Origin of the sequence: Streptomyces sp. NPDC057617 (genome assembly GCF_042800555.1) — a bacterium.
Lineage (GTDB): Bacteria > Actinomycetota > Actinomycetes > Streptomycetales > Streptomycetaceae > Streptomyces.
Map to the genome: position 1 here is coordinate 210,497 of NZ_JBHVGV010000005.1, position 23,242 is coordinate 233,738.

Genomic DNA, 23,242 nt, shown 5'->3' on the forward strand with positions numbered 1-23,242 from the left:
GGCCCTGTGGCGGTCAGGCTTTCGCCTTGCGGGCCAGGCCCAGGGCGTAGTCGGGCCACCAGGTGCCTGCCGGGGGGCCGCCTCGGCAGGGGCCGTCGGAGTCGCCGGGGCGTTTGATCCAGAGGTAGGCGTCGAGGAGTTCGTTGCCGGTGTCGGTGGTGGGCGGGGTGCCGAGGGCGCGGCCCGGGGGGTTGCACCAGGCCTCGTCGCCCTGGCCGGAGAGCGGGCCCGCGCCGTTGCGGCTGGTGTCGACCGTGAAGTGGGCGTCGCCGAGGAGGCCGGAGAGGCGGGTGCCGAAGGTTTTGACGGCGTCGTTCGTCTGGAAGTTGGAGACATTGAGCGAGAAGCCGTCGGCCGCGGCGACTCCGGCGCGTTTGAGGGGGGCCGTCAGCCGGGTGGGGTCGGCGATCCAGTGCGGGTTGCCCGCGTCCAGGTAGACCTTGGTCTTCGGCTGCTTCTTCAGCCGGCCGATCGCCTGGGCGAGCAGTCCGTACCGCTCGTCGTGGTACTGCGCCGGGGTACAGCCGTCCACGAGGTGCGGTACGGCGTCGGGCTCCAGGATCACGATGGCCGGGGCCTTGCCGATCGCGCCGGCGAAGGCGTCGATCCAGGCGCGGTAGGCCGCCGCGTCCCGGGCGCCGCCCGCCGAGTACATCCCGCAGTCCCGGTGCGGGATGTTGTACGCGACGAAGACCGCGGTCCGCTTGCCGGCGGCTCCCCGTACCGCTCTGGCGATCTCCGGTACGGGATCGTCACCGGCCGGCCATTCCGCCACCGCCCGCTCCGAGATCAGCCGCAGCGCCTTCGCGTCGTCCTTGCGGCCCTCCTTCTCCCACTGCCGGACCTGGCGGGCCGCGTCGCTCTCCGGGTCGATCCAGAAGGGCGACGCGGCGATGGGGGCGGCCTCGCCCTGGACCTCGCCGCTCTCCTCGGCGGCGCCGCTCTTCGCGGCGGTGCGCGGGGACTCGGAGGAGGAGGTTCCGCAGGCCGCGGCCGTCAGCGCGAGGACGGTGGTGACGAAGGCGGAGAAGGCGGCGGTGAGTGAGTACGAGCGGTGCGGCCTGCGGCCGGACATACAGCCCCCTCGGACGACGACTGCCGGGATACGGCTACTGGGGTAGACAAGACCGGATAATCGTTACATAGCGGGCTAATCTCATGGTGCTGCGACACCGTGCGGCCCGCCCCGTCGGAACGGCCGGACCGAAGGGCGAGACAGGGCTGACCGCTATGTGACCAGTGGGTAAGGTCGATGCCGTGCCGAAGCCGCTCAATCTTCCGTTCGATCCCATCGCACGCGCCGACGAACACTGGCGGCAGCGCTGGGGTCCCGTACCCGCCATGGGCGCGATCACCTCGATCATGCGCGCGCAGCAGATCCTGCTCGCCGGGGTCGACTCGGTGGTCAAGCCGTACGGGCTGACCTTCGCCCGGTACGAGGCGCTGGTGCTGCTCACCTTCTCCAAGGAGGGCGAGCTGCCGATGTCCAAGATCGGTGAGCGGCTGATGGTCCACCCGACCTCGGTCACCAACACCGTGGACCGGCTGGTGACCGCGGGTCTGGTCGACAAGCGGCCCAATCCCAACGACGGCCGCGGCACCCTCGCCTCCATCACGGACAAGGGGCGCGAGGTGGTGGAGGCCGCCACCCGCGATCTGATGGAGATGGAGTTCGGGCTCGGGGCGTACGACGCCGAGGAGTGCGCGGAGATCTTCGCGATGCTGCGGCCGCTGCGGGTGGCGGCGCAGGACTTCGAGGAGTAGCGGGCCGCGCCGGGTGGGTCGCTGAGCGGGTCATGGGGTGCCGGAAGATCGGCTGTCGCGCCCCGTTACGCTCGTCGGCATGAAACAAAGCGTGCTGTCCCGCTACCGGGTGATGGCGTACGTCACCGCCGTATGGCTGCTGGTCTTCACCGTCGCGATCATCCTGAAGTACGGGTTCGACACCGGCGACACGATGCTGATCTCCCAGATCCACGGTGTGCTCTTCATCATCTATGTGATCTTCGCCTTCGATCTGGGCTCCAAGATGAAGTGGCCGTTCGGGAAGCTGCTGTGGGTGCTGGCCGCCGGCTGCATCCCGGTCGCGTCGTTCTTCGTCGAGCCGAGGGTCACCCGCGAGGTCAAGGCGCACATCGCTGAGAGTGACCCGGCCCTCGCCAAGGCGTAGCACCTCCCCGCCCGCGCTCTCGAATGCGTGGGCGGTTGCCATCGACAGATAGTTGGACGTCCTAGTAAATTTGACTGCATGGACGCCGACGCGATCGAGGCGGGCCGCCAGCGCTGGCAGGCCCGCTATGACAAGGCTCGCAAGCGCGACGCCGACTTCACCACGCTCTCCGGGGACCCCGTGGAGCCGGTCTACGGGCCCCGGCCCGGCGACACGTACGACGGATTCGAGCGGATCGGCTGGCCCGGCGAGTACCCCTTCACCCGCGGCCTCCATCCGACCGGCTACCGCGGCAGGACCTGGACCATCCGCCAGTTCGCCGGCTTCGGCAACGCGCAGCAGACGAACGAGCGCTACAAGATGATCCTGGCCGCGGGCGGCGGCGGCCTCTCCGTTGCCTTCGACATGCCGACGCTCATGGGCCGCGACTCCGACGACCCGCGCTCGCTCGGCGAGGTCGGCCACTGCGGGGTCGCCATCGACTCCGCCGCGGACATGGAGATCCTCTTCGGCGACATCCCGCTCGGCGATGTCACCACCTCGATGACGATCAGCGGCCCGGCCGTCCCGGTCTTCTGCATGTATCTCGTCGCTGCCGAGCGCCAGGGCGTCGACCCGGCCGTGCTCAACGGCACGCTCCAGACCGACATCTTCAAGGAGTACATCGCCCAGAAGGAGTGGCTCTTCCAGCCCGAGCCCCACCTCCGGCTGATCGGCGACCTCATGGAGCACTGCGCCCGCTCCATCCCCGCGTACAAACCCCTCTCCGTCTCCGGCTACCACATCCGCGAGGCGGGCTCGACGGCCGCGCAGGAGCTGGCGTACACGCTCGCGGACGGCTTCGGCTATGTGGAGCTGGGGCTCAGCCGCGGTCTGGACGTGGACACCTTCGCGCCCGGGCTCTCCTTCTTCTTCGACGCGCATCTCGACTTCTTCGAGGAGATCGCCAAGTTCCGCGCGGCCCGCCGGATCTGGGCGCGCTGGATGAAGGACGTGTACGGGGCGCGCACCGACAAGGCGCAGTGGCTGCGCTTCCACACCCAGACCGCGGGCGTCTCGCTCACCGCGCAGCAGCCGTACAACAACGTCGTACGGACGGCCGTGGAGGCGCTGTCGGCGGTGCTGGGCGGTACGAACTCGCTGCACACCAACGCGCTGGACGAGACCCTCGCCCTGCCGAGCGAACAGGCCGCCGAGATCGCGCTCCGTACGCAGCAGGTGCTGATGGAGGAGACGGGCGTGGCCAATGTGGCCGACCCGCTGGGCGGTTCCTGGTACGTCGAGCAGCTCACCGACCGTATCGAGGCCGACGCCGAGAAGATCTTCGACCGGATCAAGGAGCGCGGGCTGCTGGCCCACCCGGACGGGCGTCACCCGATCGGCCCCATGACCTCCGGCATCCTGCGCGGGATCGAGGACGGCTGGTTCACCGGCGAGATCGCCGAGTCCGCGTTCCAGTACCAGCGGTCGCTGGAGAAGGGCGACAAGCGGGTCGTCGGCGTCAATGTCCACCACGGGTCGGTCACCGGCGATCTGGAGATCCTGCGGGTCAGCCATGAGGTCGAGCGCGACCAGGTCCGGGTGCTGGCGGAGCGCAGGGGCGCCCGCGACGAGGCCCGGGTGCGTACGGCCCTGGAGGGCATGCTGGCCGCGGCGCGCGACGGCTCGAACATGATCGAGCCGATGCTGGAGGCGGTACGGGCGGAGGCGACGCTGGGCGAGATCTGCGGCGTACTGCGGGACGAGTGGGGGATCTACACGGAGCCGCCCGGGTTCTGAGGGCTTCGGTTCGAATCGCGCCTGGCGGCCGCTCCTGATCCGGGAGCGGCCGTCGGCCTTTTTCTTGACCTGTTTTTGCGGTGGGCTCCTCTTGGCAGATACCTCTGAGTGAGAGATAAAGTGATGGTATGACCACGGAGGCGTTTCCCGACACGCTCGCCACTGTGCTGGCGGGAGTCCATCGGATGGTCCGGCGGCGGCTGCGCGACGGGCTGACCGCACCGCCGCTGCGAGGCGCGCAGCTCGATCTGCTGCGGCTGGTCGCGGCGCGGCCGGGGATCCGGGTGTCGGAGGCGGCCAAGGAGCTGTATCTCGCCGGGAACTCGGTCTCCACCCTGGTCAACCAGCTCGGCCAGCTCGGCTATCTGCGCCGGGAGACCGATCCGTCCGACCGCCGGTCCGCGCGTCTGCTGCCCACTCCGGCGGCCCTGGAGCGGCTGGCGGACTGGGAGGCCCGCCGCTCGGCGCTGATGCGCGAACAGGTGGCGCATCTGTCGGACGAGGACCGCGCGGCCCTGGCCGCGGCCCTTCCGGCGCTGCGCAGGCTCGCCCAGAACATGCACGAGGAAGTGGAGCGCGTATGAGCGACCGAGCCACTGCCGGTACGGGGGAGCCGGCCGGCGCCACAGACCTGTCCGCCCCCACCGACGCGTCCGGTACCACGGACCCGGCCGGCGGCACCGATACGGCACGCGCGGCTGAGGCCGAAGCCGTGAGCCTCCGCGGGCTGGAGTACTCCTTCGGCGACACCAAAGCCGTCTCCGGACTCGACCTCTCCGTCCGCGCGGGCGAGGTCTTCGGCCTGCTCGGCCCGAACGGCGCCGGGAAGACGACCGCGATCCGCTGTATCACCACGCTGCTGCCCGTCCCCGCGGGCATGGTGCGGGTCTTCGGGCACGACGCGGCGAGGGAGAGGATGGCCGTACGCCGGCTGCTGGGGTACGTACCGCAGCAGCTCTCCGCCGATGCCGCGCTGACCGGCCGGGAGAATGTGACCCTGTTCGCGCGCGTCTTCGACGTCTCCCGCCGCGAACGCGCCGAGCGGGTCGCCCAGGCGCTGGAGGCCGTCGACCTGACCGGCGCCGCTGACCGGCTGGCCAAGACGTACTCCGGCGGCATGATCCGCCGCCTCGAACTCGCGCAGGCCCTGGTCAGCGCGCCCAGGCTGCTGATGCTCGACGAGCCGACGATCGGGCTCGACCCGATCGCCCGTACCAGCGTCTGGGAGCACATCAACGCCGTACGGAACGCCACGGGCATGACCGTCCTGGTGACCACGCACTACATGGACGAGGCCGAGCAGTACTGCGACCGCGTCGCCCTGATGCACCGCGGCCGGATCCACGCGCTCGGCACCCCCGACGAGCTGCGGACCGAGCTGCGCGAGCGGCGCCTCGCCGCCGGCGGCGAGGCGGCGGGCGAGACCGCGCCGACGCTGGAGGACGTTTTCCGCGATGTCGCGGGCCGGGGTCTGGAAGAGGAAGGAGGGGACTTCCGCGATGTCAGGAACACGCGCCGCACAGCGTCCCGGGTCGGCTGAGGGTGAGGGTGCCAAGGGCACCAAGGCCGTCGGCTCAGGCACCAGCAGGGGCACAGGCACCGGCAACGGCACCGGACCCGATCTCACCCGTCTCGACCTGCTGCTCAAGCCGCCGCCTGCCCGCACCGGCTGGCGGGTCCTGCCCGCCCGGGTCATGGCGATGTGCGCGGTCGAGCTGCAGAAACTGCGCCACGACCGGACCGAGCTGTACACCCGGGCCATCCAGCCCGCGCTCTGGCTGCTGATCTTCGGCGAGACCTTCACCCGTATCAAGGCGATCCCCACGGGCGGCATCCCGTACATCGACTTCCTCGCGCCCGGGATCATCGCGCAGTCCGCGATGTTCATCGCGATCTTCTACGGAATCATGATCATCTGGGAGCGGGACGCGGGCATCCTCACCAAACTCCTGGTCACCCCGACCCCGAGAGCCGCCCTGATCAGCGGCAAGGCCTTCGCCTCCGGGGTGAAGGCGCTGATCCAGGCCGTCGTGGTGATCCTCATAGCCGCGGCTCTGGGCGTGGGGCTCACCTGGAATCCGCTGAAGCTGCTCGGCGTCGCGGTCGCGGTGGTCCTCGGCTCGGCCTTCTTCTCGTGCCTGTCGATGACGATCGCGGGGATCGTACTGACCCGTGACCGGCTGATGGGTATCGGCCAGGCCATCACCATGCCGCTCTTCTTCGCGTCGAACGCGCTCTATCCGGTGGCGGTGATGCCCGACTGGCTCCAGGTGATCAGCAAGATCAATCCGCTGAGCTACCAAGTGGACGCCCTGCGCGGCCTGTTGCTCGGGACGCCGTCCCATCTGCTGCTGGACTACGGCGTGCTGGTGTTCGCGGCGGTCGTGGGCATCATGGCGGCCTCGTCGCTGCTGGGCCGCCTGGCGCGCTGAGTACGGGCCCTGAGTACGGGCCGCCACGGTCGGCTACACGGCGTAACGTATGTCCGTACGGGCCCGGCGCAGGCCCCACATATGCACGGCGCATGTCCGTACGGGCCCGTGGCCGTTTTTCTGAAGTGCGCGCCGAAGGGGGAGGATGTACTCATGCAGCCTAGGAACATGTCCATGAGCGGCGTCGTCGACCTCGCCGCGGTGAAGGCGGCCAACGAGGCCAAGGCGAAGGCGGAGCAGGCCCGTGCCGAGGCGGCCCGCCAGGGGGGCACCGGTGCCGTCCCCCCGTCCAGTCTGGTGATCGACGTCGATGAGGCGGGCTTCGAGCGCGATGTCCTCCAGCGCTCCACGGAGGTCCCGGTCGTCATCGACTTCTGGGCCGAGTGGTGCGAGCCGTGCAAACAGCTCAGCCCGGTGCTGGAGCGGCTGGCGCGGGAGTACAACGGCCGGTTCGTCCTCGCCAAGATCGATGTCGACGCCAATCAGATGCTTATGCAGCAGTTCGGGATCCAGGGCATCCCGGCGGTCTTCGCGGTGGTGGCGGGGCAGGCGCTGCCGCTCTTCCAGGGCGCCGCGCCGGAGGCCCAGATCCGGGCGACCCTGGATCAGTTGATCCAGGTGGGCGAGGAGCGCTTCGGGCTCACCGGTATCGCGGTCGACCCCGATGCTCAGGACGGGGCCCCGGCGCAGGCCGCCGTTCCGGCCGGTCCGTACGACGCGCTGCTTGAGGCGGCCGTACGGGCGCTGGACGCCGACGACTTCGCCGGCGCGGCCCAGGCGTACCGCAATGTGCTCGCCGACGACCCCGGCAACACGGAGGCCAAGCTGGGCCTCGCCCAGGCCGAACTGCTCGGCCGGGTACGGGCGATGGACCAGACGAAGGTACGGAAGGACGCGGCGGAGCGTCCCGAGGACGTCGAGGCGCAGATCGCCGCGGCCGATCTCGATCTGGTCGGCGGGCATGTGGAGGACGCCTTCGGCCGTCTGGTCGAGACCGTACGCCGGACCTCCGGTGACGAGCGGGAGGCGGCCCGCGTACGGCTGCTGAAGCTGTTCGAGGTGATCGGCGGGGACGATCCCCGGGTGACGGCGGCGCGTTCGGCGCTGGCGCGCGTGCTCTTCTGACCGCGTCGGGCCGCTACTATTTCGGAACCGTGGTTCCGGCAACCGCAGGAATATGCCAACAGCGGCCGCGCTTTACCAAAACTTGGTAAAAGTGGCCGCTGTTACTCGCAGTAAGTCGGCGCCCCTCTTCTGTCCGGCTATGAGGGACATTCGCCGCTTCTGGCGCGCCACCAGGGGACACCCTGTGTGGCCGCCCGATGTCACCGGGTCGCCCGCTGGTTATCAGGCCGTTACTAGCCAGTAACGAACCCCCTTGTGCCCCGGGCGTGAATGGACCACGATCGGCGACGCTCGGTCCAATTCCGCACCAGCACGGCAACCAGTCGCGCCGTCGGTCCTGGGTCCCCACCGAGCGGACCGGTGGCTGCGGCCGCCGGACCGGACAGGGGGGTTCCTGCCTTCCGGCAGGGCCTGTCCAGAGGTTGCGCGAAGGCGTGGCCAGTGGTTGTCGCTCGGGGGTGATCGCCGGTGGTTACGGGCGCGGTTGGCGCCCCCGGCACAGGCGCTCTCCTTCCCGAGGACGTAGCACTTCTCCCATCCCAGGACGGGCTCCAACCCGATCCGGAGATGTACGTCCGAGAAGGAGGAAATTCATGGAGTCCCAAGTTCGTGGCGGGACCAGATGGAAGCGGTTCGCTGTGGTCATGGTGCCCAGCGTGGCCGCGACGGCCGCGATAGGTGTCGCTCTGGCACAGGGGGCGCTCGCGGCATCGTTCAGCGTGTCCGGCCAGAGCTTCAAGGTGAAGGCCGATCAACTGGTCGGCCACGACTTTGTCCAGTACGGCGGTGTCGCCGAGGGCACGGACCTCGAAGGCAACAAGGCCACCCATCCGGTGGCCGTCTCCGGGTTCAAGACGGCCGAGATCACCAACATGTGCCAGTCCGTGGTCACCCCGCTGCCGCTGCTCAACACGAGCGTGACGCTGGTACTGACCGCGGGCAACAAGGGCACCGACATCAAGGCGCAGAACCTGTACCTCGATGTCGAATCCCTGGACGCCGACGCCGAGTTCAAGAACATCGACATCGGTGTCGCGGCCGGTGCGAACCAGTCGCCCGGTACCCAGCCGGATACGAAGGTGAATCCGAACGGCTTTGCCCAGCAGGCCGATGAAGCCGTACTCACCAATGTGCGGCAGACGGCCTGGGCCACCACTGCGGGCACGTTCAAGCTCCCGGACCTGAGCCTCCGGCTCAAGGTCGGTGACCCCAAGAAGTACGAGTGCTACTAGGCATTCGCCTCGGGCGGGCCGCGCGGTCCTAGGACCGTTCCCTCCCCGGGACCGGCCCTGCGACTGTTCGGCCCGTCCGGCCCCCGCTCGTTCCGCTGTCTGTTTTCTGCTTCTGCCCCTCTCGCCCCACTGCATCCCGCACCTCGCTTTCCAGGGAGCTGTTTTCCATGAGCGCCGAGTCCACAGGTTCCCGCGGATTCACCTACTGGCGGCTTCGGTTCCGCGTCTGGCGCGGGACCCGGCCGTTCTGGGCGGGCCTGTTCACCCTTCTCGGTGGTCTGCCGATCGCCTACTTCCCGTACGCCCAGCTCCACCTCGGCAATCTCACCCTGGCCATGTCCACCACGGCCGGGGCGGGTTCGCTGATTATCGGCGTACTGCTGGTGACCCTGGGCCTGACGATGTGGTTCCACAGCATCGTCAGAGTCTTCGCCGGTGTCGCCGCCATCCTGCTGGCGCTGGTGTCGATCCCGGTGTCCAACATCGGCGGTTTTCTGCTGGGCTTCCTGTTCGCCCTGATCGGCGGCGCGCTCTCCATCTCCTGGGCACCCGGCAAACCGCCCCGGCCGGCCGCCGAGCACGATCACACCCCCCACCTGTCACCGGAGTCCGACAGGGCCGGTGACCCCTTTCCCGTACCGCGCGACGGGGAGGACCCGAACGTGACGGAAACGACTGCACAAGCCAACGGCGGGAGGAACAGTGCGGGGTGACGAAGCGCAGCGGATCGCGGCCGGGGGCGAGGAATCCCGGGAGAGGAGAGGGCCGCGCCACGCGGCCCCCAGGAAGTCGCTCCTGACCAAGCTGCACATACCCGCCGGCAAGGCGATCGCGCTGGCGGCCATGCCGACGGCGGTCTTCGTGGGCATGGGGCTCACGCCCAGACTCGCGCTGGCCGACGACAGCAAGGACATCCCGTTCGCGCCGGGGCCGTGTGTGACGCGCTCGGACGATCCGGACGCGTCGGAGTCGCCGTCGCCTTCCGCGTCGCAGTCCGAGTCGGCCTCGGAGTCGGAGTCGCCGGCGCCGGGGGAGTCGCCGTCCGCGTCGGAGAGCGCGGGGGCGCCGGGGCCCGGGCCTTCGGAGGGACCCGGTCCCGGGCCGTCGGAGGGGCCGGGCGATCCGAGCCGTCCCCCGACGCCGACCCCGACTCCGACTCCCACGAAGTCCAAGAACCCGCTGGACCCGCTGGGCCTTGGCGATGTGCTGGGCGGCATCCTCGGCGTACGGGACAAGGTTGCCGCCGAGAATGACAACCAGGACGAGCCGCACAGCCCGGCACCCAGCTCGTCGTCCGCCGCGTCCGCCGCGCCTGCGCGGAAGCCGTCCGCCGAACCGTCCGGCAATTCCACGCAGAAGCCCGAGCAGGCCGGCTCGGCGAGTGACGCGGTCGGCGGCGCGGTCGGCGGCGCCGTCGACGGGACGAAAGAGGCGATCAAAGAGGCGGCCAGGAAGGCCGGAGTCACCGTCGAGGAACTCGACGACAGCGCCAAGGGCCTCGACGCCCACGCGGACGACGACATCCCGGCGGGCGCGGGCGGCAAGGAGCCCTTCCCCTGCCCCACCCCCGACCCCGAGGCCCTCGCCGCGGCCAAGGAGGAAGAGGGCATCCCGCTGCTGCCCGACGACCCCTGGATCCTGGACAGTTCGCTGCTGACGCTGCGCGGTCTCGACTACCACGGCATCGTCGAGGTGAGGACCAGCCTCGGCACGAAGAAGGTGCTGAAGTTCACGGCGTCGTCCGTGGACATCAGGGACCTGCACCAGCTTGTGGTCTACCCCCAGGGCAAGACGGCGCATGTGAAGGCCCGCGAAGGCTCCACGTCCACGATCCGCGACGGCGAAGTGACGATGTACACCGAGGAGTTGAAGGGGAACCTCTTCGGGCTCATCCCGATCACCTTCAGCCCGCAGACGCCGCCTCCGCTGAACGTACCGTTCGCCTTCTTCACGGACGTCAAGGTGACCCAGGCAGGCCAGTTCGGCGGCACGCTCACGGTTCCCGGCCTCCAGAACTACATGACGGACTGAGCATGCGCGGCCCGCACCCCTGATGACCGATTCCAGGGGTGCGGGCCGGGGTGTGTCCTTCCCGGTACGGCGGCGGTACGGGGACGCCTCTGCGGTACGGGGACGCTTTGGCCGTACGGGACGGCCCTCACCGCCTGGGTTCTTACCGACTCGATCCTCACCGGCTGGATCCTCACCGCTGGATGGACTTGACCTCCAGGAACTCCTCCAGCCCGAAGCGGCCCATCTCGCGCCCGTTGCCGGACTGCTTGTACCCGCCGAACGGTGCCAGCGGGTTGAACTCGGCGCCGTTCACATCGATCTGACCGGCCCGCAGCCGCCGGGCGACGGCCAGCGCGTGCTCCCGCTCGCCGAACACCGCGCCGTTCAGTCCGTACACCGTACTGTTGGCGATCTCGACCGCCCGGTCCTCGTCGGCGTACGGGATCACCGCCAGCACCGGCCCGAAGATCTCCTCCTGCGCGATCACGGAGTCCGGGTCGACATTGGCGAAGACCGTCGGCCGTACGTACGCGCCGGACTCCAGCCCCTCGATCCGGCCGGGCCCGCCGACCGCGAGCGTGGCGCCGTCCGCGATGCCCCGTTCGATATAGCCGGTGACCCGCTGCCGTTGGGTCTCGGAGACCAGCGGGCCGATCCGGGTGCTCTCGTCGGCCGGGTCGCCGACCGTGTACCCGGCCGCGGCGGCGACGGCCAGTTCGACGGCCTCGTCGTGGCGCGAGGCCGGGACCAGCATCCGGCTCCAGGCGCCGCAGACCTGGCCGCTGTTGATCCAGGCGTTGGTGACCCCGAGGGTGACGGCCCGGGCGAGGTCGGCGTCGTCCAGGATGACATTGGCGGACTTGCCGCCCAGCTCCAGCGCGACCCGCTTGACCGTGTCCGCCGCGACCACCGAGACGCGCTTGCCGGCCCGGGTGGAGCCGGTGAAGGACACCATGTCGACGCCGGGGTGCGCGGCGATCGCCTCGCCGACGACCGGCCCGGTGCCGTGCACGACATTGAGCACACCGGCCGGCAGCCCCGCCTCCGCGGCCACTTCGGCGAGGATCCGCGCGCTCAGGGGCGCCAGTTCGGAGGGCTTGAGGACCACGGTGTTCCCGGCCAGCAGGGCGGGCACCACTTTGGTCGCGGTCTGCTGGAGCGGGAAGTTCCACGGCGTGATGGCCCCGACGACCCCGACCGGCTCGCGCACGACCAGCGAGTGCCCGATCTCCTCGGTCCAGGGGAAGTCCGCGGCGAGCCCGGCGAAGGCGGCGGTCACCGCGACCGGCAGCCCGGCCTGGGCGAAGCGGGAGAGCTGGATCGGCGCGCCCATCTCGGCGGTGATGGTGCCCGCGATCTCCTCGGCGCGCTTCTGGAGCCCCTCGGCGACACGCCCCAGGATCTCCGCGCGCCGGACGGGATCCGTGGCGGCCCAGGCGGGGAAGGCGGCCGCCGCGGCGGCGACGGCGCGGTCGGCATCGGCGGGGGTGCCGGCCGGCAGGGAGGCGACGACCGCGCCGGTGGCCGGGTTCACCACGTCGATGGAGTGGGGGCCGCCGGGGACGGCCGTACCGCCGATCCAGTGGGTTCCGTCCCATGCGTTCGTACCGCTGTTGCTGCTCATGCTGTTCATGGCGCCAGCGTGGCAAGGCGGCGGGGGAGCAGCCAGGGACAGCCGGTCCGGTGATACGGACCACTCCGGCGGGTTGTCCGGGGCGTCTGCGGACCGCTCCGGGAGGTTGTCCGAGGCGTCTGCGACGCTTGACGGTACGGAGTGCGGAGGACTCGTCAGACCCGCACCGAGAGGAGCGTGGCCGTATGAGCCAGGTGAACCGGGCCGAACTCGCCGACTTCCTGCGCACCCGCCGGGCCGCCCTGCAGCCCGAGGACGTCGGCCTGCCCCGGGGGTGGCGGTCACGCCGTACCGGCGGTCTGCGCCGCGAGGAGGTCGCCGCGCTGAGCAGTATGTCGACCGACTACTACAGCCGAATCGAGCAGCGCCGCGGCCCGCACCCCTCCCAGCAGATGCTCACCGCCCTCGCCCGCGCCCTGCGCCTCTCCCCGGACGAGCGCGACCATCTCTTCCGGCTGGCCGGCCATGCCCCGCCCCACCGGATCCCCACCGGCGACGAGATCGCCCCGGGCATGCTCCGGATCTTCGAGCGGCTGGCGGACACCCCGGCCCAGGTGATGAACTACCTCGGCGAGACCCTCGTACAGAACCGCCTCGCGGTCGCGCTCACCGGCGACGACAGCCGCCATACGGGGATGGCGCGTAGCCTGGCCTACCGCTGGTTCACCGACCCGGCCTCTCGTCTGATCCACCCCGAGGCCGACCACGCCCGCCACAGCCGTACGATCGCCGCCCATCTCCGCGCGGCCGCCACCCGCGAACCGGACGACCCCCGGGCGCCCGCCCTCATCGACACCCTGCTGACCGCCAGCCCGGAATTCGCCAGGGTCTGGCGCGACCACCCGGTAGCGGGCCCCACCTGCCCGCCCAAACACATCCAGCACCCCCAGCTGGGCCCCCTCCACCTCCACGGCCAATCCCTCCTGGACCCCGACCACCCCCAAACCCTCCTGGTCTTCACAGCACCCCCAGGCACCGAAAGCGAAGCAAAGCTCCACCACCTGGCGAACCTCACCAAGAACCCGGCCTGACACCGCCACTCCCGGATATGGCTGCATCGCCCGCAGGTTCGCCTTTGAGCCCCCTTCAGGAAACGTGAATCTACGGCCTCTTGCGCGAAATCCCGTCGGTTCGCCCGAACCTCCATTTCTCGCACTGGTGGTGTCCTCCCAGGTCGACACGGCGTGAAGGCGCGGGCAGCCCGAACTGATCACGTTGGTTCTTCGGGAAACGAAGGGGCCGGGGAGGGGTGCGCACGGGCGCAATCCGGCCGTATCCAGCGGCTCGGGGTGATGGCCGGCGCGCTCTCGCGCGTCAACGTCCTTACTCTGACGATAAGTTGTGCGCAACCATCGCGATGGGGGAGCGATATGGCCGAGGCCGTAGGGAGCGATCACATCGAGATCGTCCGAGCCGTCGAGGCGGATGTGGCGCGCATCGCCGAAATCGCCGCGTCCCGCGGCCTGGACAGCGCCGACCCGTCCACGGCGACCCGCGACGGGTTCCTCGTCTCGAACTACACCGTCGACACCTACAGGGCCCGGCTCGCTACGGCCGAGCACTTCTACGTGGCGCGCAAGGGCGGAAACGTGGTCGGCTTCCTGCTCGCGTACAGCGACCGGCGCATCGAGCCCGACGAGTGGCTGAACTATCACATCAAGACGACCCTTGGCAGTTTCCTGGTCATCAAGCAGGTGTGCGTGGAGCGGGAAGCGGCCCGCCTGGGTGTCGGCTCACGGCTGTACCAACATGTGCTGGAGCAGTGGACCATCAGTCCGGTGATCGCCGCAGTCGTGTCCGACCCGCCCAATGAGGCATCCACGCTCTTCCACCGGAAGCTCGGGTTCGAGGAGCTGACCAGCCTCACACCCCCCGACGGCAGGCGGCGCACGGTGTGGGTGCGGCGCAGGGCTCGTGAGGCGATGCTGCATGTGCAGTACCCGGTTGCCGTGGACCTCTACAAACACGAGGACACGACCAATTGGCACAAGCTCAACAACTTCTTCTACATCACCGCGGGCCTGGCGGCGGCGACGGCGTTCTCGCTGGGCGAGGGCAGCGCTGAGCCGGAGCCGCTGTCCCGCAGGCTGGCGATCGTCCTCTGCGTCATCGGCTTGGGCGCCTCGGTGGCCTTCTCCCAGATGCTGCGCTTCGGCCGCCGCTACCTGCAGGCCCGCAAGCAGGCGGTCATGGAACTAGAGGAGTACATGGCCTGGCACGGCGGGCATCGGATTGTGGCGCGGAGAGTGGGCGAGAGCGGCAGCGGGTGGCTGAAGTCGTCGCCCACCGGTCTCATCATGGCGCTGCTGCCGATTCTGGTGGCGCTGTGCTGGCTGGCGATGCTGGGCGTGCTGGTCGCGCGGTAGACCGGCTGACGCAGGACCGCGGGGGCGGGGTGACCAGCGCGGTGGCCTCGGGCCGGTCGCGGCGTCGGCAGGAAACTGTGAGCGCCCAGCGGAACGGCCCGCCGGGAGCCGGCGGGCCGAAGTGGGGGCGGGGGTACGGGCGGACGCGTCAGGCGCGGTCGTCGCCGCCCAGGTGGTGGACTCGGACCATGTTCGTGGTGCCCGGGACGCCGGGAGGGGAGCCCGCGGTGATGATCATGGCGTCGCCCTCGGAGTAGCGCTGGAGCTTCAGGACCTCCTCGTCGACCAGGTCGACCATCGCGTCCGTGCTGGTCACCCAGGGCACGATGAAGGACTCGACGCCCCAGCTCAGGGCGAGCTGGTTACGGGTGGACTCGTCCGTCGTGAAGGCCAGGATCGGCTGGGCCGCGCGGTAGCGGGAGAGGCGGCGGGCCGTGTCGCCGGACTGGGTGAAGGCGATCAGGGCCTTGCCGCCCAGGAAGTCGGCGATCTCGCAGGCCGCGCGGGCCACCGAACCGCCCTGCGTACGCGGCTTCTTGCCCGGGACCAGCGGCTGGAGGCCCTTGGAGAGCAGCTCCTCCTCCGCCGCGACCACGATCTTCGACATCGTCCTGACCGTCTCGACGGGATACGCGCCCACCGACGACTCGGCGGAGAGCATCACCGCGTCGGCGCCGTCCAGGATCGCGTTGGCGACATCGGACGCCTCGGCGCGCGTGGGGCGGGAGTTGGTGATCATCGACTCCATCATCTGGGTGGCCACGATCACCGGCTTGGCGTTGCGGCGGCACAGCTCGATGAGCCGCTTCTGCACCATCGGGACCTTTTCGAGCGGGTACTCGACGGCCAGGTCGCCACGGGCCACCATGATCGCGTCGAACGCCGCGACGACGGCGTCCATGTTGGCGACCGCCTGCGGCTTCTCGACCTTGGCGATGATCGGGACCCGGCGCCCCTCCTCGTCCATGATCTTGTGCACATCGACCACGTCGTGCGCGTCACGCACAAAAGAGAGCGCGATCATGTCGCACCCCATCCGCAGACCGAAGCGCAGGTCCTCGACGTCCTTGTCGGACAGCGCGGGTACGTTCACCGCCGCGCCCGGCAGGTTGATCCCCTTGTGGTCGGAGATCACCCCGCCCTCGACCACCACGGACTTGACCCGGGGTCCTTCGACCTCGACGACCCGCAGCTCGACATTGCCGTCGTTGATCAGGATCTGGTCGCCCTTGACGACATCGCCGGGCAGACCCTTGTAAGTGGTGCCGCAGATGGACTTGTCGCCGGCGACATCCTCGGTGGTGATGGTGAACTCGTCACCGCGCACCAGCTCGACCGGTCCCTCGGCGAAGGTCTCCAGCCGGATCTTGGGGCCCTGGAGGTCGACCATCACGGCCACCGCGTGGCCGGTGTCGGCCGCGGCCTTGCGGACGCGGTTGTACCGCTCCTCGTGCTCCGGGTGGCTCCCGTGGCTCATATTCAGGCGGGCCACATTCATTCCGGCCTCGATGAGCGATTTCAACTGCTCGTACGAGTCGACGGCGGGGCCCAGTGTGCAGACGATTTTGGAACGGCGCATAAGGCGGATCCTATCGGTTTGTTTCCATGCGGAATATTCCGTCTGGTGGAAAGTACAAATGGGCGGACTGCCGCTCAGTCGATAACCGGTCGATAGTCGCCCGCTCAGAAGATGGCTCACCCGCTCAGGAGACGGCTCAGGAGATAAGCGTCCGGTCCCCGCCGACGAGAGCGAAGGTCTGCCGTGCGATCTCCAGCTCCTCGTCGGTCGGGACCACCGCCACCGCGGTCCGCGCCCCGTCCGGCGAGACGATCCGCGGCTCCCCGGAACGTACGGCATTGCGGTCCGCGTCCACGGCCAGCCCGAATGTCTCCAGACCCGCCACGGCGGCTTCCCGTACCGCCGCCGCGTTCTCCCCCACACCGGCCGTGAAGACCACCGCGTCCACCCGTCCGAGGACCGCGCAGTAGGCGCCGATGTACTTCTTCAGCCGGTGGATGTAAATGTCGAACGCGAGCCGTGCCCGCTCGTCCCCCTCGTCGATACGGCGCTGGATCTCCCTCATGTCGTTGTCCCCGCAGAGGCCGGCCAGACCACTTTTCTTGTTGAGAAGTTCATCGATCTCGTCGACGGACATTCCGGCCACCCGCTTGAGATGGAAGGTGACCGCGGGATCGATGTCACCGGACCGTGTACCCATCACCAGCCCCTCCAGCGGAGTCAGCCCCATCGAGGTGTCCACGCACCGGCCGCCCTCGACCGCCGACGCCGAGGCGCCGTTGCCGAGATGCAGCACGATCACATTTACCTCGGACGGGTCTCTGCCCAGCAACTCGGCGGTCCTGCGCGAGACATACGCGTGCGAGGTGCCGTGGAAGCCGTAGCGGCGGATACGGTGCGCGTCGGCCGTGGCGGTGTCGATGGCGTAGCGCGCGGCGTACTCCGGCATCGTCGTGTGGAACGCGGTGTCGAAGACCGCGACCTGCGGCAGGTCCGGGCGCAGCGCCCGCGCCGTACGGATACCCGTGAGGTTCGCCGGATTGTGCAGCGGCGCCACCGGCACCAGCCGCTCGATCTCCGCCAGCACGTCGTCGTCGATCAGGGCCGGGGCGCTGAACCTGAGCCCGCCGTGCACGACCCGGTGGCCGATCGCCGCCAGCTCGGGGGAGTCCAGCCCGAGGCCGTCGCGCCCAAGCTCGGCCGCGACCGCCTCCAGCGCCGCCTCATGGTCCGCGATCCTGCCCGTACGCTCACGCTTCCCCCCGCCGCCCGACGCCCCCGGGGTGTGTACGAGCGCGGAGGTACGTTCACCGATCCGCTCGACCAGTCCGACCGCGAGCCGGGAGCCGTCCCGCATGTCCAGGAGCTGGTACTTCAGCGACGAGGAACCGGAGTTGAGGACCAGGACTCGGGTGGCGGCTTCATGCGAACTCACGGGCTGTCGGCCTTCGGTAGGGGGAAACTTCGGTAGGGGAAAAGGTGGGAGGCAAAGATGGGGGCGCTTCCGGCTCACGCCGAGCCGTCGTCCTGCGCCTGGATCGCGGTGATCGCCACCGTGTGCACGATGTCCTGCACCAGCGCCCCGCGCGACAGGTCGTTGACCGGCTTCCGCAGCCCCTGGAGCACCGGGCCCACGGCCACCGCGCCCGCTGAACGCTGCACGGCCTTGTAGGTGTTGTTGCCCGTATTGAGGTCCGGGAAGACCAGTACGGTCGCCCGCCCCGCCACCTCCGACTCCGGCAGCTTGGTCGCGGCGACGGACGGCTCGACCGCCGCGTCGTACTGGATCGGGCCCTCGATCAGCAGATCCGGGCGGGCCGCCCGCACCAGCTTCGTCGCCTCCCGCACCTTGTCGACATCCGCCCCCGAGCCCGAGGTGCCGGTGGAGTACGAGAGCATCGCGATCCGCGGCTCGACCCCGAACCGGGCGGCGGTGGCCGCCGACTGGACGGCGATGTCCGCGAGCTGCGCGGCGTCCGGGTCCGGGTTGACCGCGCAGTCGCCGTAGACCAGCACCTTGTCGGCGAGGCACATGAAGAAGACCGAGGAGACGATCGAGGCCGCGCCCTCGGCCTTGTGGGTCTTGATGATCTCGAAGGCCGGGCGGATCGTCGCGGCCGTGGAGTGCACCGAGCCCGACACCATGCCGTCGGCCAGGCCCTCATGGACCATCAGCGTGCCGAAGTAGTTGGCGTCGGCGACGATGTCGTACGCCAGCTCCACCGTCACGCCCTTGTGGGCGCGCAGTTCCGCGTACCGCTCGGCGAACCGCTGCCGCAGCTCCGAGGCGGCCGGATCGATGAGCTGGACCCGGTCGGCGCCGAGATCGATACCGAGGTCGGCGGCCTTCTTGCGGATGGTTCCGGTGTCGCCGAGCAGGGTCAGATCGCACACATCACGGCGCAGCAGCACATCGGCGGCGCGCAGCACGCGCTCCTCGGTGCCCTCGGGCAGCACGACGCGGCGGCGGTGGGCGCGCGCCTGCTTGAGCAGTTCGTGCTCGAACATCATCGGCGTCACCCGGCTGCTCCGTACCACCGACAGCCGGGCCAGCAGATCGGCCGTGTCCACATGGCGCTCGAACAGACCGAGCGCGGTCTCCGCCTTGCGCGGGGTGTCGGCGTTCAACTTCCCTTCCAGGCCGAATAGTTCGGCCGCGGTGGGAAAGGAACGGCCCGGCACCGAAATCACCGGGGTGCCGGGCGCGAGCCGCGCTGCCAGGGTCAGGACCGAGTCGCCCGGCCGCTCGTCGAGGGTGAGCAGCACCCCCGCTATCGGCGGGGTGCCCGCCGAGTGCGCGGCGAGGGCGCCCACCACCAGATCGGCGCGGTCGCCGGGCGTCACCACCATGCAGCCGGGGGTCAGCGCGCGCAGGAAGTTCGGCAGCATCGCGCCGCCGAAGACAAAGTCCAGCGCGTCCCTGGCCAGACCCGAATCGTCCCCGAGCAGTACGGTGCCGCCGAGGGCCTGGGTGATCTGGGCGACGGTCGGGGCGGCGAGCGCCGGTTCGTCGGGCAGTACGTAACAGGGCACCGGCAGCAGCGCGGTCATCCCCTCGGCGATCGCCGTACGGTCCTCGGGGGCGACCCGGTTGACGACCACTGTCAGCACATCGCAGCCCAGGACGTGATAGGCGCGGTGGGCGTTGCCGGCCTCGGCCCGTACGGACTCGACGCTCTGGCCCTTGCCGCCCACCACCGCGATCACGGACGCGCCGAACTCGTTGGCCAGCCGCGCGTTGAGCGCCAGCTCGTCGGGAAGCTGGGTGGCCGCGAAGTCCGTGCCGAGGACGAGCACCACCTCGTACTCCCGCGCCACCAGATGGAAGCGCTCCACCAGCCGTGAGACCAGCTCGTCGGTGCCCTGCTCGGCCTGGAGCGCGGACGCCTCGTCGTAGCCGAGGCCGTAGACCGTCGCCGGGTCCTGTGACAGCCGGTAGCGGGTCCGCAGCAGCTCGAAGAGCCGGTCGGGGCCGTCGTGGACCAGCGGGCGGAAGACCCCGATCCGGTCCACCTGGCGGGTCAGCAGCTCCATGACTCCCAGCTCGACGACCTGGCGGCCGTCCCCGCGGTCGATCCCGGTCACGTACACGCTGCGCGTCACGCGTGCTCTCCCGTCCCTCTGCCCGTTGCCTGTGGTGCTCGTGCTGCCTGTGGTGCCCGTGCTGTGTTTGATGCCCGTGCTGTCTGTGATGCCCTGGGGGCGACAATGCCCTCTTGACAGTACCTCCGAGGGTAGTTAGGCGAGCTGCTATGTGGGGCCCGTACGCGGAGGTGTACGGGCGTGCACGGCGAGGTGTACGAACCGGCCTCCGGACCGATCGACAGCACCGCCGACAGCGCGTCCGACAGGCGGACCGCCCGGCACGTGACGCCGATCACCATGGCAGGATCGGGGCAGGCTCACGCGCGGAGGGCGGAGAGCGCCTTCCGGGAAGCACGGCGGCACAGCGGTGGCACGACAAGCGGTGGCACGGTGACGGCACGGCGGCGGGCCGGAGAAGCACGGCACTAGCGAGCAGGAGACCCAGCACGATGCGTATCGGAGTTCTCACCGCAGGCGGCGACTGTCCCGGCCTGAACGCAGTGATCCGCTCGGTCGTGCACCGTGCCCTGACCGGATACGGCGACGAAGTCATCGGATTCGAGGACGGGTTCAAGGGACTCCTCGACGGCCACTTCCGCCCGCTCGACCTCAACGCCGTCAGCGGCATCCTGGCCCGCGGCGGTACGATCCTGGGCTCGGCCAGGCTGGAGCGCGGCCGGCTGCGCGAAGCCGCCGAGAACTGCGCCGAGCTGGCGCAGCGATACGGGATCGACGCGCTCATCCCGATCGGCGGCGAGGGCACCCTGACCGCCGCCCGGCTGCTCGCGGACGCCGGGATGCCCGTCGTCGGCGTACCGAAGACCATCGACAACGACATCTACGCCACCGACCGCACCTTCGGCTTCGACACCGCCGTCACCGTGGCCACCGAGGCGATCGACCGGCTCAAGACCACCGCCGAGTCCCACCAGCGGGTGATGGTCGTCGAGGTGATGGGGCGGCACGCCGGATGGATCGCGCTGGAGTCCGGGATGGCGGGCGGCGCGCACGGGATCTGTCTGCCGGAGCGGCCCTTCGAGGTGGACAGCCTGGTGAAGATGGTCGAGGCGAGGTTCTCGCGCGGCAAGAAGTTCGCGGTGATCTGTGTCGCCGAGGGCGCGCATCCGGCCGAGGGCTCGATGGAGTACGGCAAGGGCGAGATCGACCAGTTCGGGCACGAGCGCTTCCGGGGCATCGGCAACCGGCTCGCGGCGGAGCTGGAGCGCCGGATGGGCAAGGAGGCCAGGCCGGTCATCCTCGGGCACGTCCAGCGCGGCGGCACGCCGACGGCGTACGACAGGGTGCTGGCGACCCGCTTCGGCTGGCACGCGGTGGAGGCGGTGCACCGGGGCGAGTTCGGGGTGATGACGGCGCTGAAGGGGACGGCGGTGGAGATGGTGCCGCTGGCGGAGGCGGTGACTCGGCTGAAGACGGTGCCGGAGGACCGGATGTTCGAGGCTGAGAGCGTTTTCTGAGGATTCTGACCCCGCCCCGGGCCCTGTGGCTCAGCCCTTCACGCCGGGCGCTCAGCCCTTCACGGCGCCGCCCAGCGCGAAACCCCCGCCCAGGCGCCGCGAGATCAGGATGTACAGGACCAGCACCGGCGCCGAGTAGAGGATCGAGAACGCGGCGAGCTGACCGTAGATCACCGATCCGTAGTTGCCGAAGAAGGTGAAGATCGAGACCGAGGCCGGGAGCTGCTCGGGCGTCAGAAGCAGCATGAACGGTACGAAAAAGTTGCCCCAGAGTTGGATGAACGTATAGATGGTCACCACCGTCAGCCCGGGGCCCATCAGCGGCAGGACCACCCGGGTCAGCGTCTGGGTGTGCGACGCTCCGTCCGTCCAGGCCGCCTCCTCCAGGATCGTCGGCACCCCGTCCATGAAGTTCTTCATCAGCCAGATGGAGAACGGGAGTTGGGAGGTGGCGAGGAAGAGCGACGTACCGTACATGGTGTCGATGAGATCCACCTGTACGAACAGCCCGTACACCGGCACCATGATCGCCGTGACCGGCAGACATGTCGTGAACAGGATGGTCAGCAGGTACGGGCGGTTGAAGCGCGAGCGGTAGCGGGAGAGCGGATACGCCGCGAGCGCCGCGCACACGACGGCGAGCACGGTGGCGCTGCCGCACAGCAGCAGGCTGTTGAGCATCGGCGTGAAGGTGATCTCGTCGGTGAGGACGGCGCTGAAGTTCTCCCCGGTCACCGAGGCGGGTGCCCGTACGCGCATATCGGCGTCCGCGTCGACCGACGCCAGGACCAGCCAGAGCAGCGGCAGCGCGAAGGCGGCGGCGGTCAGCAGCAGGGCTCCATCGGCTGCGAGCCGGCTGCGGTTGCGCTGGGTGAGTACGGGCCCGCCGCGGGTACGCCGGGTGAGCGTGCGGCGGGCGGGTGCGCGGCGGGCCGGCGCGGGCCGCGTGAGTCCGAGTGACCGGGCCATCAGACCTCCACCCTCATCAGCCGCAGATAGACCAGCGAGAACAGCGAGCCCACCAGCAGCAGAAGCAGCGCCACCGCCGTGCCGTACCCGATCAGGCTCTTCAGGAACGCCTGGTCGTACATGAACACCGGCAGGGTCTGGCTGCGGTTGCCCGGACCGCCGCGCGTCATCGCCCAGATCAGCCCGAAGACGGAGAGCGTGGACAGGGTGTTGAGCATCAGATTTGTCCCGATGGAGCGGCGGATCATCGGCAGGGTGATGTACCAGACCCGCCGCACCCCGCCCGCGCCGTCGACCTGCGCCGCCTCGGTGATGTCCTTGGGGATCTCGGAGAGCGCGGCGGAGTAGATCAGCATCGAGAAGGCCGTGCCGCGCCAGACGTTGGCGAACGACACGGCCAGGATCGGCAGGGTGAACAGCCAGTGCTGGGACGGCAGTTGAAGCCAGTCGAGGATCGCGTTGAGGGTTCCCTCGCGACGGAAGAACGCGTACAGCAGAAACGCGGCGACGATCTCGGGCAGCACCCAGGCGGCGATCACCAGCGCCCCGGTGAGCGTACGGACGGGCCGCGACGCGGCCCGCATCAGCCCGGCCAGCGCCAGCCCGAGGGTGTTCTGCCCGAGGATCGAGGAGACGACGGTGAAGACGAGGGTCAGCCAGACGGCGTTACGGAAGTCCTCATCGGCGAACGCCCGCCGGAAGTTGGCGAGCCCGACGAAGTCGGAGGAGGACGAGCCGGTCAACTGGGTGTTGGTGAAGGCGATCCAGACGCAGTAGACGATGGGCCCGGCGAGGAAGAGGAGCAGCAGGAGGGTGGCGGGAGCAAGGGGCAACCACCGCCAGGGCCGCACTTTCCGTGCACGCCCGGCCGCCTCCGGGGCGCTCGCCGGGTCCGCGGCGGGGTCTCCGGCCGCCGGGCCCGCGGGCTTTCCCACCGGCAGGTG

20 protein-coding genes are annotated in these 23,242 nt (G+C 69.8%); 13 read left to right on the top strand and 7 right to left on the bottom strand.

All coding sequences use genetic code 11. The features are described from left to right. Positions 1-13: 13 nt before the first annotated feature. Complete coding sequence (locus ACFU9P_RS14900) at positions 14-1,075, bottom strand: glycoside hydrolase family 6 protein (RefSeq protein WP_384080452.1); 1,062 nt, start codon at positions 1,073-1,075, stop codon at positions 14-16. Positions 1,076-1,257: 182 nt separating this feature from the next. Here ACFU9P_RS14900 and ACFU9P_RS14905 point away from each other — a divergent pair, with 182 nt between their 5' ends. The 10 genes from ACFU9P_RS14905 to ACFU9P_RS14950 all read left to right on the top strand — a co-directional run bounded on the left by ACFU9P_RS14905 (position 1,258) and on the right by ACFU9P_RS14950 (position 10,769). After that, complete coding sequence (locus ACFU9P_RS14905; RefSeq protein ID WP_384080455.1) at positions 1,258-1,764, top strand: MarR family winged helix-turn-helix transcriptional regulator; 507 nt, start codon at positions 1,258-1,260, stop codon at positions 1,762-1,764. 79 nt (positions 1,765-1,843) lie between these two features. After that, a complete protein-coding gene (locus ACFU9P_RS14910) occupies positions 1,844-2,170 on the top strand; it encodes a DUF3817 domain-containing protein (RefSeq protein WP_376371784.1) in 327 nt (108 codons plus the stop codon). 78 nt (positions 2,171-2,248) lie between these two features. Further along, positions 2,249-3,949, top strand: a complete 1,701-nt coding sequence (locus ACFU9P_RS14915; RefSeq protein WP_384080458.1) for a methylmalonyl-CoA mutase — start codon at positions 2,249-2,251, stop codon at positions 3,947-3,949. 128 nt (positions 3,950-4,077) lie between these two features. Further along, positions 4,078-4,533 (top strand): MarR family winged helix-turn-helix transcriptional regulator, encoded by a 456-nt coding sequence (locus tag ACFU9P_RS14920; protein WP_384080461.1) that lies wholly within the window; start codon positions 4,078-4,080, stop codon positions 4,531-4,533. Further along, a complete protein-coding gene (locus tag ACFU9P_RS14925; protein WP_384080464.1) occupies positions 4,530-5,489 on the top strand; it encodes an ABC transporter ATP-binding protein in 960 nt (319 codons plus the stop codon). The genes ACFU9P_RS14920 and ACFU9P_RS14925 overlap by 4 nt, the downstream gene beginning before the upstream one ends. Next, entirely contained in the window at positions 5,449-6,381 is a 933-nt protein-coding gene (locus tag ACFU9P_RS14930) for an ABC transporter permease (RefSeq protein ID WP_384080470.1), read from the top strand. The genes ACFU9P_RS14925 and ACFU9P_RS14930 overlap by 41 nt, the downstream gene beginning before the upstream one ends. Before the next feature lie 153 nt (positions 6,382-6,534). Then, entirely contained in the window at positions 6,535-7,506 is a 972-nt protein-coding gene (locus tag ACFU9P_RS14935; protein ID WP_376371769.1) for a tetratricopeptide repeat protein, read from the top strand. 593 nt (positions 7,507-8,099) lie between these two features. Then, a complete protein-coding gene (locus tag ACFU9P_RS14940) occupies positions 8,100-8,738 on the top strand; it encodes a DUF6230 family protein (protein ID WP_384080473.1) in 639 nt (212 codons plus the stop codon). Positions 8,739-8,905: 167 nt separating this feature from the next. After that, positions 8,906-9,451 carry a DUF6114 domain-containing protein gene (locus tag ACFU9P_RS14945; protein WP_376371764.1) on the top strand — a complete coding sequence of 182 codons (546 nt, stop codon included), beginning with the start codon at positions 8,906-8,908 and terminating at the stop codon, positions 9,449-9,451. Then, positions 9,441-10,769: a hypothetical protein gene (locus ACFU9P_RS14950; RefSeq protein WP_384080476.1), complete on the top strand. Its 1,329-nt coding sequence runs from the start codon at positions 9,441-9,443 to the stop codon at positions 10,767-10,769. The genes ACFU9P_RS14945 and ACFU9P_RS14950 overlap by 11 nt, the downstream gene beginning before the upstream one ends. Before the next feature lie 172 nt (positions 10,770-10,941). Here the strand turns inward: ACFU9P_RS14950 and ACFU9P_RS14955 are convergent, their stop codons facing one another. Beyond that, positions 10,942-12,384 carry an aldehyde dehydrogenase family protein gene (locus ACFU9P_RS14955; RefSeq protein ID WP_384080479.1) on the bottom strand — a complete coding sequence of 481 codons (1,443 nt, stop codon included), beginning with the start codon at positions 12,382-12,384 and terminating at the stop codon, positions 10,942-10,944. Between the two features lie 185 nt (positions 12,385-12,569). Here ACFU9P_RS14955 and ACFU9P_RS14960 point away from each other — a divergent pair, with 185 nt between their 5' ends. Both ACFU9P_RS14960 and ACFU9P_RS14965 read left to right on the top strand, forming a co-directional pair. Further along, positions 12,570-13,415 carry a helix-turn-helix transcriptional regulator gene (locus ACFU9P_RS14960; RefSeq protein WP_384080481.1) on the top strand — a complete coding sequence of 282 codons (846 nt, stop codon included), beginning with the start codon at positions 12,570-12,572 and terminating at the stop codon, positions 13,413-13,415. 339 nt (positions 13,416-13,754) lie between these two features. Then, entirely contained in the window at positions 13,755-14,750 is a 996-nt protein-coding gene (locus tag ACFU9P_RS14965) for a GNAT family N-acetyltransferase (protein ID WP_384080483.1), read from the top strand. Positions 14,751-14,898: 148 nt separating this feature from the next. On the opposite strand, the gene pyk is transcribed toward ACFU9P_RS14965, so the two are convergent. The 3 genes from pyk to pta all read right to left on the bottom strand — a co-directional run bounded on the left by pyk (position 14,899) and on the right by pta (position 19,872). Next, positions 14,899-16,329 carry a pyruvate kinase gene (gene pyk / locus ACFU9P_RS14970; protein WP_376371750.1) on the bottom strand — a complete coding sequence of 477 codons (1,431 nt, stop codon included), beginning with the start codon at positions 16,327-16,329 and terminating at the stop codon, positions 14,899-14,901. Between the two features lie 136 nt (positions 16,330-16,465). Then, positions 16,466-17,704: an acetate kinase gene (locus ACFU9P_RS14975; protein WP_384080486.1), complete on the bottom strand. Its 1,239-nt coding sequence runs from the start codon at positions 17,702-17,704 to the stop codon at positions 16,466-16,468. 74 nt (positions 17,705-17,778) lie between these two features. Next, on the bottom strand, positions 17,779-19,872 hold the full coding sequence (gene pta / locus ACFU9P_RS14980; protein WP_384080489.1) for a phosphate acetyltransferase: 2,094 nt from the start codon (positions 19,870-19,872) through the stop codon (positions 17,779-17,781). A 431-nt stretch (positions 19,873-20,303) separates the two neighbouring features. On the opposite strand from pta, the gene ACFU9P_RS14985 reads away from it, so the two are divergent. Then, complete coding sequence (locus tag ACFU9P_RS14985) at positions 20,304-21,329, top strand: ATP-dependent 6-phosphofructokinase (protein ID WP_046501258.1); 1,026 nt, start codon at positions 20,304-20,306, stop codon at positions 21,327-21,329. A gap of 51 nt (positions 21,330-21,380) precedes the next feature. On the opposite strand, the gene ACFU9P_RS14990 is transcribed toward ACFU9P_RS14985, so the two are convergent. Further along, entirely contained in the window at positions 21,381-22,298 is a 918-nt protein-coding gene (locus ACFU9P_RS14990; protein ID WP_384080493.1) for a carbohydrate ABC transporter permease, read from the bottom strand. Next, on the bottom strand, positions 22,298-23,239 hold the full coding sequence (locus ACFU9P_RS14995) for a carbohydrate ABC transporter permease (RefSeq protein ID WP_384081011.1): 942 nt from the start codon (positions 23,237-23,239) through the stop codon (positions 22,298-22,300). The genes ACFU9P_RS14990 and ACFU9P_RS14995 overlap by 1 nt, the downstream gene beginning before the upstream one ends. Positions 23,240-23,242: the final 3 nt, after the last annotated feature.